Genomic DNA, 13,376 nt, shown 5'->3' on the forward strand with positions numbered 1-13,376 from the left:
CACTACGGGAAGAGGAAAATTGAGTTACGCGCAGAAATAGCGCACATAAACAGGAGTGACAGCAACGCGTGGAGGTGCCCAGGCATTCAATCCCGACAGCGTTATCTATGGATATGTAATAGTTGTAATGGGTGCTGGCAAAAGATCAAATCAACTGGAGAATATATTTCAGGCATGAAGTTGATGATGGTTTTCTTTAATTTCCCTAAAAATCAATGGGTTGATATTTATTGAACATTAGCGAGAGTTATCTAAAAAACGCAGCACTAAAATTGATATGCCATCATAAATAATAAATTTTTCTTTAATGAAAAATTTAACCGCACAGAGAAGTCGTTTCTTATAAAGCGCATCATTTTAATATAAAAAAAAGGCGTTTTAACGCAACGGCAACGCTATTACTTAGCAAAGCAAGAGATTAATAATGCTAAACGGATTTTGTGATCGTGATTACATTGTCTGGTGAGAAAAGAGAGGCAGGAGAAAAGCATTACTACGCCCGGGCAAGATGAAAAAAACAAACGCAGTGAGGAAAAATAAATCCGGGAAGCGAAACGGCAAACGACAGAAAACAAAAAACCTCGCCGAAGCGAGGTTCAAAAGTGGTCGGCGAGAGAGGATTCGAACCTCCGACCCACTGGTCCCAAACCAGTTGCGCTACCAAGCTGCGCTACTCGCCGGATACTGCTTTTTGACTTTTTTGTTCAATCAAGTAGTGGTGCGAGGGGGGGGACTTGAACCCCCACGTCCGAAGGACACTAACACCTGAAGCTAGCGCGTCTACCAATTCCGCCACCTTCGCATCGCCACAAACTCTTAAATAATGGGGTGGCTAATGGGACTCGAACCCACGACAACTGGAATCACAATCCAGGGCTCTACCAACTGAGCTATAGCCACCACTGTATTCTTTCACGCGGTATTAAAACCACCGCAGCTCAAGCGCCGGGTTAAATGGCGCGCCCGACAGGATTCGAACCTGAGACCTCTGCCTCCGGAGGGCAGCGCTCTATCCAGCTGAGCTACGGGCGCGTAGCGCCGTTGCGGGTGGGGATACTACGGACTTCGCGCCCTGCTGTCTAGTGCTTTTTTGAAGAAAATGCGCGTTTGGTTATGCTTTGCGCACTCTGGCGTTTATACGTCCACTTTGGGTGTCGGAACGTGCCGATCGAACCCAAAAAGCTTATAAACCACGCTTACCAGCGCCAGGAAAATCGCCCCGACAATGAGCGACAGCCGCGTATCATCGTTAAAGCCCATGCCCACCAGTACGCAGACCAGAAACGCCATTGTCAGGTAATTGGCCCACGGGAACAGCACGGAGCGGAACGGATGTGCGGCAATCGCCGCCTGGTGCGCCTGACGAAAGCGCAGCTGGCTAATCAGAATGACAAACCACGGCACCATCCCCGGCAGCACACTGGCGCTGTAGACGTAAACAAACACGCGCTGCGGATTAGGAATAATGTAGTTCAGGCACGAGCCCACCAGCAGAATAACGATAGAGAGCGCCACGCCCGCCACTGGCACACCGTTGCGCGAGACATTGCCCATCGCCGCCGGCAACTGACGGTTCTTCGCCAGCGCATAAAGCATACGCCCGCAACTGTACATGCCGCTGTTGCAGCCAGAGAGCGCCGCCGTCAGTACCACAAAGTTAATAATCCCCGCCGCTGCGGTAATCCCGATTTTGGCAAAGGTCAGCACGAACGGGCTGCCGTTGCTGCCAATCTCGTCCCACGGGAAGATAGTGACGATCACGAAAATCGCGCCCACATAGAAAATCAGGATGCGCCACAGCACTTTGCCGACCGCGCTGCGCAGCGTTACCTGCGGGTTTTTCGCTTCGCCCGCAGTAATGCCGATAAGCTCAACGCCCTGATAAGACGCCACCACAATACACAGCGCCGTCAGGAAACCCTTCCAGCCGCCCGCAAAGAAGCCGCCGTGCGAGGTCAGATTATCAAAGCCAATCGCATGGCCGCCGTTGCCGAAGCCGAAGAGAATCACGCCCAGCCCGACGATAATCATCACGATAATGGTGGTGACTTTAATCATCGCGAACCAGAATTCAATTTCGCCATACAGGCGCACCGCGGCGAGGTTGGCCAGCGCGACCAGCCCTACGGCAATCAGCGCGGGTATCCACTGCGCCATCTCCGGGAACCAGAACTGCACGTAAACCCCGATGGCGGTAATTTCCGAGATACCTACCGCCATCCACATAAACCAGTAAGACCATGCGGTGAGATAGCCGAAGAACGGGCTCATGTAACGATGCGCGTAAACGGCGAACGAACCGGTGACCGGCTCAAGGAACAGCATTTCGCCCATTGAGCGCATAATGAAAAAGACGAACAGCCCGGCGATGATATAGGCCAGCAGCACGGACGGCCCCGCCCACTTCAGCGTACTGGCGGCGCCCATAAACAGCCCCACCCCGATAGTTCCGCCGAGCGCAATCAGCTCGATATGTCGGGCCTCCAGCCCTCGCTGTAGTTCCGGTTTATTCTCTGCCATAGATCCTCTGTGTTGTGTTTCACGTGCGTCCAGGTGAACCTGGTTATTGTGATGGTTAATACCTGAGTGCGTTTGCGGGGAGCAGAACGGTACCGCCGCCCGGCAAAGTGCGGGCGAATGGTTCCGCAATTTTTAGTAAATGGCAAATAATGCGTGGCAAAAATACGCTCACTGCGCAATAAACCATCAGAAGGGAAAAGCGGCGGCGTCGGCAGACGCCGCCGGAAAATCACAGCTGGCCGGTGTAGTGCCAGCCGAGGTAACGCAGCAGCCGCAGCTGGCGTTTGAGGCGGCTTGGCTGAGAGAGCAAACGGTAGAGCCACTCCAGCCCCAGATTTTGCCACACTTTCGGCGCGCGTTTCACATGGCCGGTAAAGACGTCATAGGTACCGCCAACGCCCATATAAAGCGCGTTCGGGTGAACGAGACGACAGTCGCGCATGAAAATTTCCTGGCGCGGCGAGCCCATCGCCACCGTCACGATCTGCGCGCCGCTGTCGCGAATGCGTGCAAACAGCGCCGCCTGCTCCTCTGGCTTGAAATAGCCATCCTGCGCATCCACGATATTCACATTCCACTGGCGTTTAAGCTTTTCAATGGTCTGCGTCAGCACCTGCGGTTTACCGCCCACCAGAAAGACCGGCGTGCCTTCGCGGCCCGCGCGCGCCATCAGCGCCTCCCAGAGATCGGCGCCCGCCACGCGCGACACCTGCGCCTGCGGATACTTTTTACGTACCGAGCGCACGACGCTGATGCCGTCGGCATACTTAAACTCCGCCGCTTCGATAAGAGCACGGACGTCGGCATTCGCCTCCACCGTCAGCATCTTTTCCGCATTGATGGCAACCAGTGTGCCGTGGCGCAGCGCGCCGCCGGCATAGAGATAATCGAGCGCGTGTTGCATATCGCGCCACCCCAGCAGCGGCAATCCGCGAAGCAAATACACCGGAGCGGTGACGTTTTCAGAGATCATATTCCTTACCTTAAAGCGTTTCCGTCGGCGACAGCGGTTCCGCGCGACGTCGGCGCGGCTGAATCAACCCGGCGTTATCCAGCAGCCAGTACAGGAGCTTCGCGAGCAACAAACAGGCGCCGAACACCAGCATAAAAAAGACCACGCGCGACACAAAGGAATCCAGTCCTTCGCGCGCCAGCACGATCATGTTGAAAATGGCGCCAAAGCAGAAACTATACAAAATCGCCGCTTTATAGCGGTTCGACTCGCGGTTGCCCCGCTCGTACAGCCAGTCGAACCATTTGATAATCAGCCCGACCGCCACCGCGCCAAGCGGAATAAACCACACGCCGCCCATTATCACCAGCGAGCCGAGCAGCGTCGGCGAGATAGCCAGTCCCGAATGGTTGTTCAATACTTCCCAGGTGAAATAGTTGGCGGTATTCAGCACGATATGCGGCCTGTCAGGCCACACCCAGGACGGGATAAACACATAGAAGTCGCGGGCAATCGGCGCCAGCCCCTGAAACTCAATATTGCCGTAGTTTTGCAGCAGCAGCGCCAGGTTCTCCCACGGCGAGAACGTATCGCGCGTGAGATAAAGGAAGGTGTAAAACGCCTCGTCGCCGCTGACGTTCAGGCCGTAGCGCTTCAGCGCCAGCCAGAACATCCCGACAATCCCCATCACTCCTGCCGCCGCCAGCATCCCAAGCGAGATCCAGCCGCGAATAATCCCGATAAACAGGAAAATGGCGAAGGCGATAATAATGTTGGCGCGCGTACCGCCGACAATCATGTAAGTCAGCAACCCGAACCCGACGGTACTGACGAGGAAAAAGAGCCACGCGCGGCTGTCCTGGCGCAGGAAGTAAACCACCAGCATGGCCGGAATAAAGAAGTAGAAAAAGCGCTTTAGCGCCACGCCGGAGACATCGCTGGAAAAAATCTGGCTGTAGGAGTGCAACCGGAACAGCAAAAAGCCGTTATGCATAAAGAAAATGCCGACGCTCACCAGCGCGACCGTCATCATCATTATCCACGCCAGATGGGTTTCGACGCGGTTCATGGTAAACAGCCCGCCGCCTGACGGGCGCGCCGTTGTCCTCGCCGCCCGTAAGCGGGTTTTATAGGTGACGTAATAGACCGCGTAGAAACAGCCCGCCGACAGCAACGCCTGCAACAGGACTTCCGCAGGTACTACCGCCACATCGAAACGAAACACCAGGATGCTGGTCAGCGGAAAGCCGAAGAAAAACGTCAGCAGGAACAACAGCGAGAAAAAGACGTTAAAGTTAAAGCGCACGCGGCGGAACTCAAACCAGGTGAGCGTGCCGATAAACAGCGTCGCCAGCAGCCAGACGATAAACAGGCCGCTAAATTGCAGTAAGCTCATGCCACGTCTCCCGAAGCGATACGCAGCGCGCGATGCCAGCCCGTCAGGTAGTTGGGCTTAAAGAACGCGATTTGCGATTTATCGACCATCTGCAACTGACGCTGCGCCTCGCGCACCGTCACCTCGTTAAGCTTATCGCCGGTGAACAGCACCGGCAGATTCTGTTCCACCATATCCTGCCAGAACGGATTTTCGCGGCTCAGTACGCATGGCACGCCCGCCTGAATAAGCAGACACAGCGTACCGATTCCCTGCTGACGCGCAAAAATGAAATAGCCGAGATCGCACTGGCGCAACAGCGCGAGATAGGCGTCAAAATCGAGCTTTTCGCGCAGCACGTTCAGGTTCTCCGGGCTGAACAGCGCAAGCCCCGCCTGCGTGACTTCATTAATCCACGCCGCGTTGTTGGCCGGATAACCCATCGGCACAATCACCTTAACGTTATCGCCAAATTGTTGATGCACCGCGTTCAGCGCCGCGATGTGGTCATTGCTTCGATCGCCGGAGTTACCCACCAGGATCGTCAGTTTCCCGTCGCGCTCCGGGGGCGGCAACTGGTTTAGTCCTTCGTCCATGCGCGTCGGGAAATAGAGTAATTCGCCCGGCACGCCAGGGTGGCGCTTTGCAAAGTGGCTGAGATCGCCGCGCGTGGCGAAAACATGCCCGACGCGCCCCTGCGCCAGGCGGCGCAGCCGGTAAAAGAGCTGAAACTTCAGGCTGCGCGAGGCTTCGTAGAGATCCGCGCCCCAGATATGCCAGCTCACCTGCGCCGGTTTCAGCCCGCCGCTCAGCATGGCCAGCCACAGCGGCGCATTAAACTGACCATGCAGGAAAAAGCGCTGACGACGGTTTTCCCGCGCCAGCGCCACGACCGCGCGTGCCAGCGATTTTTTATCCGGATAAACGCGAAGCGAAAGCGCCTCATACTGCTGGCCGAGCTGTTCATCGGCGCATACCACCATAAAGCGGCGCGCCTGTTCGTTATCGCTGGCCAGTTCATCGTTAAAGAAACGCAGTACCGTCTGGTTATGATGGGGAATATCGGACCCCAGAACGTGAATCAATGCTGTCATGTCTGTCTGCGCCAGAGTAAAAATACGCCACAACAGAGGGCGAAATAGACAATATAGGTCGCCATATAGGCTTGCGCCGCGCCCGCCGCGCCGTGCGCCGGGATCAGCCAGTATGAAAAGCCGGTTAATAAAGCAAACTGGCTGATTTCCGTCAAAATATAAAAGCGCAGCGAGGCTTTCGCGATAATCAGATAACCGAATACGTAAGCGCCCACTTTCAGCACATCGCCCACCAGTTGCCACGCGAAGAGATCGCGCATCGCAGTGAACTGTGGCGAAAACAGCAGCCAGATAGCAAAATCCCGCAACAGGTAAACCGCGAGGCTCGCCGTCGCGACTGCTGGCAGCACAAACTTCAGCGCGCGCCCAATTTCACGGGTAATGTCGCGTTTCGCCTCAAGGCGCGACAGCGTCGGCAGCAGCCAGACGCTGAATGACGCGGTAATAAACTGTAAGTAGGCGTCGGAGATGCTGCTCACGCCCTGCCAGATGCCGACGGCATCCCACCCGTACCGGGCGGCCAGCAAATTACGCATCATCACGTAAGCGACCGGCAGCGTCACCGCTGTCATCAGCGCCATCAGCGTGAATTTGCCAAGGTGGCGCGCAAGCTGACCGTCCCATGAGGGTTTCAGATAGCGCAGCGGCACATGCTCGCGGCGCATCAGCATCCAGACCGCCGGGACCGCCACCAGCGCAGGCACCAGCGCCAGACCGAGCAGCGCGCCCTCGTAGCCGCCTGCGCGAAAACAGGCGTAATACGCCGCAACGCCAGTCAGGCTACCGATAATCAGCGCCAGCGCATTACCCGCCGCGTCGCGAAAGCCTTTGATAATCGCGAGCGCCAGGTTGGCCCAGGCGATGCCCATCTGAATGAACGCCACCATTCGCACGACGTTCTGGTAACGATCATGTCCAAACAGGCCGATGCTTATCGGCCCCGCCGCCAGCAGAAAAATCACGGCCAGTAAGGTTGAGAAGCCCAGCACCATCGCCGAGGCCGTGCCCGTGACGCGCCGCAGCCCCGCAGCATCGTTCTGATGCTGCGCGACCAGTTTCGTGACGCCGTTGAAAATGCCCGCGCCGGCCAGTACGCCGAGTACCGTAATCAGCTGGCGGAAATTCCCTGCCTGACCGACGCCCGTCGGGCCAAACGCGACCGCCAGCAGTTTCACGACGACCAGGCCCGCGCCGATCTTGATAAGCGTGGACCCGGCGGTCCACACGGAAGCTTTAGCGAGGGACATATCAGCCGAAATAGCTCAGCAACGTATTGATAACCGTACGCTGGTTCACCGGCGCGAGGTTGAAGAACAGCGGCAAACGCAGCAGGCGCTCGCTCTCAGCGGTGGTGAAGCGATCCTCGCCGTGGAATTCGCCGAACTGTTCGCCAGCCGGACAGGCGTGCAGCGGAATGTAGTGGAACACCGCCAGGATCTCCGCCTCTTTGAGGTACGCGATAAGCTTGCTGCGATCGTCGATATCGCGCAGCTTAATGTAAAACATATGCGCGTTATGACGGCAGGACTCCGGGATCGATGGCAACGTGATGCGCCCGGCGCGCGCCAGCGGCGCCAGCGCGTCGTAGTAAGTCTGCCACAGCGTCAGGCGCTGCTGATTGATGCGGTCTGCCGCCTCAAGCTGTGCCCAGAGGTACGCCGCCTGCAAATCGGACATCAGGTAGCTGGAGCCGATATCGCGCCATGTGTATTTATCTACCTGGCCACGGAAGAACTGGCTACGGTTGGTGCCTTTTTCGCGGATGATCTCCGCGCGCTCAATAAGCGTCGGGTCGTTTATCAGCGTCGCGCCGCCTTCACCGCCCGCGGTGTAGTTTTTGGTTTCATGGAAGCTGAAGCAGCCGATGTGCCCGATGGTGCCAAGCGCGCGCCCCTTATACGTCGACATCACGCCCTGCGCGGCATCTTCCACCACAAAGAGCTGATGCTTTTCGGCAATGGCCATGATGGCGTCCATTTCACAGGCCACGCCCGCATAATGCACCGGTACAATCGCGCGAGTTTTGTCGGTAATGGCCGCTTCAATCCGCGTTTCGTCGATGTTCATGGTATCCGGACGCACGTCAACGAAGACGATTTTCGCGCCGCGCAGCACGAAGGCGTTGGCGGTGGAGACGAACGTAAAGCTCGGCATAATCACTTCATCGCCCGGCTGAATGTTCAGCAGCAGCGCCGCCATCTCCAGCGATGCGGTGCAGGAGGGCGTCAGCAGCACTTTCGGGCTGCCGAAACGATGCTCCATCCACTGCTGGCAGCGGCGGGTGAAACCGCCGTCGCCGCACAGTTTGCCGCTGCTCATTGCAGACTGCATATAGTCGATTTCCGTGCCAACCACGGGCGGTGCGTTAAATGGAATCATGATAGTTACCTGTATAACCAATAAGCGGTGCTTTCAATGTTGCCGCCGCTGGCGATATAGCGACGCAGCGCGGCGCGGTTGCCCGCCTGGGTCGCTACCCGCAATGTATAAAGCCCGCGCGCGACGCACCACTGGCGCGCCGCCTGCATCAGGGCTTCTCCGGCGCCGCGACCGGCCAGCAGGCCGATGCGGGCTTCTTGTTCATTAATCTGGCGCAGCGTGACAAAACCGCGAAGCGCGCCCTGCGGCGTGCGCAGGATCAGGCATTCGTGGTCGAACGCGCCTTTGACTGCGTTTTCTACCCACTGCGCGTAAAATCGTCCGCTGGCGTCCGGGGCATACCAGGGCGCCCGAAACCGGCTCATGGCGAAGGCTTGCGCCGCCGCGTCGCGCAGCAGCGGAATATCGTCCAGGGTCGCGATTATCGCCTGCGCGTCATTGGCCGACGCGTCAGGCGTCAGCGGCAGCGCGAAATCCACCTCGCCTTCGACCAGCTGAAACCCGAGCGACAGCAGGCCATCCAGCAGATCGCTGCGGGCGGCGGGCACCTTCGCCTGCACGCGCGGCCAGGCGTCTAATTGCGCCACGTCTAACGCCGCTGCGGTATCGGAGAAACGGACAATCGCGCTGTCAACGCCGAAAAACTGGCTCTCCCACTCAAGGGGTTCAATACTGGCGCGGACGGGCACGGAGGAGCTCCATCAGATATTGGCCATAGCCGGTTTTGGCAAGCTGCTGCGCGACGCGCTTCACGCCGTCGTCATCCAGCCAGCCGTTGCGCCAGGCTATCTCTTCCAGACAGGCAATTTTAAAGCCTTGCCGTTTTTCGACAGTCTGAACAAAGGTGCTGGCCTCAATCAGGCTATCGTGCGTGCCGGTGTCCAGCCAGGCGAAACCGCGGCCCAAAAGCTCGACGTTCAGCTTGCCCGCCTCCATATACATCTGGTTAATGGAGGTGATTTCGAGTTCGCCGCGGCTGGAAGGTTTAACCTGCTTCGCGTATTCCACCACGTTGCTGTCGTAGAAGTAGAGACCGGTGACCGCCCAGCGGGATTTCGGGTTCGTCGGCTTTTCTTCAATGGAGACAGCGCGGAACTCATCGTCAAACTCAACGACGCCGAAACGTTCCGGGTCCATCACCTGATAGCCGAACACGGTCGCGCCGTCGGTACGCGCGGCGACATGGCGCAATTTCGGGCTGAAACCCTGACCGAAGAAGATGTTATCGCCCAGCACAAGACACGACGGCCCGCCCGCGAGGAAGCTTTCACCGATGATAAACGCCTGCGCGAGACCATCCGGACTCGGCTGGACGGCGTACTCCAGCGAAATGCCAAACGCGGAGCCATCGCCCAGCAGGCGATGGAAATAGCTCTGGTCTTCAGGCGTGGTAATGATGAGCACCTCGCGGATCCCGGCCAGCATCAGCACAGACAGCGGATAGTAGATCATCGGCTTGTCATAGATGGGCAGAAGCTGTTTGGAAACGCCGCGAGTAATAGGATGAAGGCGGCTGCCAGAGCCGCCCGCCAGAATAATGCCTTTCATGCCGGTCTCCCGTCGTGTTTAACGCGCAAGCCCCAGACGCTGGCCCTGATAGCTGCCGTCCTGCACCTGCTTCCACCAGGTCTCGTTGTCGAGATACCACTGCACCGTTTTACGCATGCCGCTTTCGAAAGTTTCCTGCGGGCGCCAGCCGAGCTCGCGCTCGATTTTGCTGGCGTCGATAGCGTAACGCAGATCGTGGCCGGGACGGTCCTGAACAAACGTGATGAGCGAGCTGTAAGCTCCGACGCCTGCGGGTTTCTGCGGCGCCAGCGCTTCCAGCAGCGCGCAGATGGTTTTCACCACGTCGAGGTTTTTCTGCTCGTTATGGCCGCCGATGTTGTAGGTTTCGCCCACGTCGCCTTGCATCGCCACCAGGCAGAGCGCGCGCGCGTGATCTTCCACATACAGCCAGTCGCGGATCTGCTGCCCGTTGCCATACACCGGCAGCGGTTTGCCCGCCAGCGCGTTAAGAATGGTTAGCGGAATTAACTTTTCCGGGAAGTGATACGGCCCGTAATTATTGGAGCAATTCGTGACCAGCGTCGGCAGGCCGTAGGTGCGCCGCCAGGCGCGCACCAGGTGATCGCTGCCCGCTTTGGAGGCGGAGTATGGGCTGCTTGGCGCATACGGCGTAGTTTCAGTGAAGAAATCATCCAGCCCGTGCAGGTCGCCGTACACCTCGTCCGTCGAGATATGGTGAAAGCGAAACGCCGCTTTCTGCGCATCGCCCAGCGCGCTCCAGTAGCGACGCGCGGCTTCAAGCAGCGTATAGGTGCCGACGATGTTGGTTTCGATAAACGCCGCCGGGCCGTCGATAGAACGGTCGACGTGACTTTCCGCAGCCAGATGCATCACGATATCCGGCTGGAATTGCGTGAACAGGCGATCGAGACTCTGCGCGTCGCAGATATCGACCTGTTCAAAGGCGAAACGCGGATCCTGAGCCACCGGCGCCAGCGAGCCGAGATTACCGGCGTAGGTGAGTTTATCCACCACCAGCACGGCGTGTTCGGTGTTCTGGATCAGGTGTCTGACCACGGCGGAGCCAATAAACCCGGCGCCGCCCGTTACCAGAAAGCGTTTCATCGCCAGACTCCTTTGGTGTCGACGACCCAGGCGTGGTTGAGCGTAGCGCCGTCAATGGCTTTGAACTGCTGATGGTCGACCAGCATGACCAGCACGTCGGCCTGCGCCAGCGCATCATCAAGCGCAGCCAGACGGCATTTACCTTCAAGGCGCGCCGGCAGCGTATGGATATTCGGCTCGATCACCAGCGTTTCGCCGCTGTGCCAGTCAGCGATAAGCTCTGCGATTTCCATCGCCGGGCTTTCGCGTAAGTCGTCGATATTCGGTTTGAACGCCAGGCCAAAGCAGGCGATTTTCACCTCGCTGGCGCGGCGGTTGGTCGCGGCGAGGCAATCTGCCAGCGTGCTTTTCACCTGCTGGATAACCCAGTGCGGTTTGTGATCGTTTACTTCGCGCGCAGTGCGGATGAGCCGCGCCTGTTGTGGGTTCTGCGCCACGATGAACCACGGATCGACCGCGATACAGTGGCCGCCGACGCCGGGGCCCGGCTGCAAAATGTTGACGCGCGGGTGGCGGTTGGCGAGACGAATCAGCTCCCAGACGTTAATGCCCTGGTCGGCACAGATCAGCGACAGCTCGTTGGCGAACGCGATGTTAACGTCGCGGAAACTGTTTTCGGTGAGCTTGCACATTTCGGCGGTGCGGGAGTTCGTCACGACACACTCGCCTTCAAGGAAAATTTTGTAGAGTTCGCTGGCGCGCGCTGAGCAGACTGGCGTCATGCCGCCGATCACGCGGTCGTTTTTAATGAGCTCGACCATAACCTGACCCGGCAGCACGCGCTCCGGGCAGTAAGCGATATTGATATCCGCCGCCTCGCCCGCCTGCTGCGGGAAAGTGAGATCCGGGCGCAGGGCCGCCAGCCACTGCGCCATCTGCTCGGTGGCACCGACAGGGGACGTGGATTCGAGGATCACCAGCGCGCCTTTACGCAGCACCGGCGCGACGGATTCCGCCGCCGCCTGCACGTAAGCCATATCCGGCTCATGGTCGCCCTTAAACGGCGTGGGCACGGCGATAAGATAGGCGTCCGCCTCGACAGGCTGCGTGCTCGCGCGCAGAAAACCGCCTTCCACGGCGGCTTTCACGACGTTATCGAGCTCCGGCTCGACAATATGAATTTCACCCCGGTTGATGGTATCGACCGCATGCTGGTTGATGTCGATGCCGATGACTTGTTTTTCTCGTGAGGCGAAAGCCGCCGCGGTGGGTAAACCGATATAACCCAAACCAATCACCGAAATGGTATTAAAACTCATAGTGATACCCGATTATTTTTAAGTGCATGTAATATCCGTTCGCATGCCTGGCCGTCGCCATAAGGGTTATGGGCGTGGCTCATGGCCTGATACGCCGCCTCATCGTGCAGCAGCCGTGTCACTTCGTCGACGATGCGCCGCGTGTCCGTGCCGACCAGTCGCACCGTGCCCGCCTCGACCGCTTCCGGCCGTTCAGTGGTTTCACGCATCACCAGCACCGGTTTGCCGAGCGACGGCGCCTCTTCCTGAATCCCGCCGGAGTCAGTCAGAATAAGCCAGGCGTGATTCATCAGCCAGACAAACGGCAGATACTCCTGCGGCTCGATAAGCACCACGTTTTCGACGTGGCCCAGAATCCGGTTAACCGGCTCGGTGACGTTGGGATTGAGGTGGACCGGATAGACAATCTGTACATCGCGGTTTTGCGCGGCGATATCCGCCAGCGCGCGGCAGATCTGTTCAAACCCTTCCCCGAAGCTTTCGCGACGGTGGCCCGTGACCAGAATCATTTTCTTATCGCCGTCCAGGAAGGGGTATTGCGTTTCGAGACGCAGACGCAGCGGCTCATCGGCCATTACGCGGTCGCGCACAGCAATCAGCGCGTCGATCACGGTATTGCCGGTCACGAAGATCCGCGCGTCGGGGATATTTTCACGCAGCAGGTTCTGGCGCGAGAGCTCCGTTGGCGCAAAGTGGTACATCGCCAGATGACCTGTCAGCGTGCGGTTGGCTTCTTCCGGCCACGGCGAATAGAGCTCGCCGGTGCGCAGCCCCGCCTCGACATGACCAACGGGGATCCGCTGGTAAAATGCCGCAAGGCTGGTGGCGATTGTCGTCGTCGTATCGCCATGCACCAGCACCACGTCCGGGCGGAATTCAGTCAGGATCGGTTTCAGCCCTTCCAGAATGCGGCAGGTTATCTCCGTGAGCCCCTGGCCGGGCTTCATGATGTTCAGGTCGTAATCCGGCACAATAGAAAAAAGATGCAGCACCTGATCCAGCATCTCACGATGCTGAGCCGTGACGCATACCCGTGTGTCAAACGCGGGATCCTGGGCCAGCGCATGTACCAGCGGCGCCATTTTGATAGCTTCTGGTCGCGTGCCAAAAACGGTTAATACTCTCACAACGATTCTCTTCAGTTGGCGATGAAGGCGACGCGC

The 13,376-nt window shown here is 58.2% G+C and carries 11 protein-coding genes and 4 tRNA genes; all 15 read right to left on the reverse strand.

From position 1 onward, the window contains the following. Positions 1–603: 603 nt before the first annotated feature. Positions 604–680: transfer RNA gene (locus tag AFK63_RS17280), tRNA-Pro, on the reverse strand. A gap of 36 nt (positions 681–716) precedes the next feature. Beyond that, positions 717–802: transfer RNA gene (locus AFK63_RS17285), tRNA-Leu, on the reverse strand. 22 nt (positions 803–824) lie between these two features. After that, a tRNA-His gene (locus tag AFK63_RS17290) sits at positions 825–900 on the reverse strand. Positions 901–955: 55 nt separating this feature from the next. Then, a tRNA-Arg gene (locus AFK63_RS17295) sits at positions 956–1,032 on the reverse strand. 102 nt (positions 1,033–1,134) lie between these two features. Beyond that, positions 1,135–2,520, reverse strand: a complete 1,386-nt coding sequence (thrP, locus tag AFK63_RS17300) for a bifunctional threonine/serine APC transporter ThrP (protein ID WP_038865830.1) — start codon at positions 2,518–2,520, stop codon at positions 1,135–1,137. 229 nt (positions 2,521–2,749) lie between these two features. Beyond that, positions 2,750–3,490: a lipopolysaccharide N-acetylmannosaminouronosyltransferase gene (wecG, locus tag AFK63_RS17305; RefSeq protein WP_038865897.1), complete on the reverse strand. Its 741-nt coding sequence runs from the start codon at positions 3,488–3,490 to the stop codon at positions 2,750–2,752. Between the two features lie 13 nt (positions 3,491–3,503). Further along, positions 3,504–4,868: an ECA oligosaccharide polymerase gene (wzyE, locus tag AFK63_RS17310; RefSeq protein ID WP_038865833.1), complete on the reverse strand. Its 1,365-nt coding sequence runs from the start codon at positions 4,866–4,868 to the stop codon at positions 3,504–3,506. Next, complete coding sequence (locus AFK63_RS17315; RefSeq protein ID WP_038865835.1) at positions 4,865–5,941, reverse strand: TDP-N-acetylfucosamine:lipid II N-acetylfucosaminyltransferase; 1,077 nt, start codon at positions 5,939–5,941, stop codon at positions 4,865–4,867. Before AFK63_RS17315 ends, wzyE begins: the two co-directional genes overlap by 4 nt. After that, the gene (wzxE, locus tag AFK63_RS17320) at positions 5,938–7,188 is read right to left on the reverse strand and encodes a lipid III flippase WzxE (RefSeq protein WP_038865837.1); all 1,251 of its coding nucleotides are present in this window, start codon (positions 7,186–7,188) and stop codon (positions 5,938–5,940) included. The genes AFK63_RS17315 and wzxE overlap by 4 nt, the downstream gene beginning before the upstream one ends. Position 7,189: 1 nt before the next feature. Continuing rightward, positions 7,190–8,320, reverse strand: a complete 1,131-nt coding sequence (gene rffA / locus AFK63_RS17325; protein WP_038865840.1) for a dTDP-4-amino-4,6-dideoxygalactose transaminase — start codon at positions 8,318–8,320, stop codon at positions 7,190–7,192. Between the two features lie 5 nt (positions 8,321–8,325). Beyond that, positions 8,326–9,009: a dTDP-4-amino-4,6-dideoxy-D-galactose acyltransferase gene (gene rffC, locus AFK63_RS17330; RefSeq protein ID WP_038865842.1), complete on the reverse strand. Its 684-nt coding sequence runs from the start codon at positions 9,007–9,009 to the stop codon at positions 8,326–8,328. After that, positions 8,987–9,868, reverse strand: a complete 882-nt coding sequence (rfbA, locus tag AFK63_RS21335) for a glucose-1-phosphate thymidylyltransferase RfbA (RefSeq protein WP_038865851.1) — start codon at positions 9,866–9,868, stop codon at positions 8,987–8,989. The genes rffC and rfbA overlap by 23 nt, the downstream gene beginning before the upstream one ends. An 18-nt stretch (positions 9,869–9,886) precedes the next feature. After that, positions 9,887–10,954, reverse strand: a complete 1,068-nt coding sequence (gene rffG, locus AFK63_RS21340) for a dTDP-glucose 4,6-dehydratase (protein ID WP_038865853.1) — start codon at positions 10,952–10,954, stop codon at positions 9,887–9,889. After that, a complete protein-coding gene (wecC, locus tag AFK63_RS17345; RefSeq protein ID WP_038865856.1) occupies positions 10,951–12,213 on the reverse strand; it encodes a UDP-N-acetyl-D-mannosamine dehydrogenase in 1,263 nt (420 codons plus the stop codon). Before wecC ends, rffG begins: the two co-directional genes overlap by 4 nt. Continuing rightward, complete coding sequence (gene wecB / locus AFK63_RS17350) at positions 12,210–13,340, reverse strand: non-hydrolyzing UDP-N-acetylglucosamine 2-epimerase (RefSeq protein WP_038865857.1); 1,131 nt, start codon at positions 13,338–13,340, stop codon at positions 12,210–12,212. Before wecB ends, wecC begins: the two co-directional genes overlap by 4 nt. Between the last annotated feature and the right edge of the window lie 36 nt (positions 13,341–13,376).

This window comes from Cronobacter muytjensii ATCC 51329, from assembly GCF_001277195.1.
Classification (GTDB): domain Bacteria; phylum Pseudomonadota; class Gammaproteobacteria; order Enterobacterales; family Enterobacteriaceae; genus Cronobacter; species Cronobacter muytjensii.

Bases quoted from the DNA above. Each gene is read 5' to 3' on its own strand.
- thrP (WP_038865830.1), bottom strand. From the start codon at position 2,520: ATGGCAGAGAATAAACCGGAACTACAGCGAGGGCTGGAGGCCCGACAT.
- wzyE (WP_038865833.1), bottom strand. From the start codon at position 4,868: ATGAGCTTACTGCAATTTAGCGGCCTGTTTATCGTCTGGCTGCTGGCG.
- AFK63_RS17315 (WP_038865835.1), bottom strand. From the start codon at position 5,941: ATGACAGCATTGATTCACGTTCTGGGGTCCGATATTCCCCATCATAAC.
- wzxE (WP_038865837.1), bottom strand. From the start codon at position 7,188: ATGTCCCTCGCTAAAGCTTCCGTGTGGACCGCCGGGTCCACGCTTATC.
- rffA (WP_038865840.1), bottom strand. From the start codon at position 8,320: ATGATTCCATTTAACGCACCGCCCGTGGTTGGCACGGAAATCGACTAT.
- rfbA (WP_038865851.1), bottom strand. From the start codon at position 9,868: ATGAAAGGCATTATTCTGGCGGGCGGCTCTGGCAGCCGCCTTCATCCT.
- rffG (WP_038865853.1), bottom strand. From the start codon at position 10,954: ATGAAACGCTTTCTGGTAACGGGCGGCGCCGGGTTTATTGGCTCCGCC.
- wecC (WP_038865856.1), bottom strand. From the start codon at position 12,213: ATGAGTTTTAATACCATTTCGGTGATTGGTTTGGGTTATATCGGTTTA.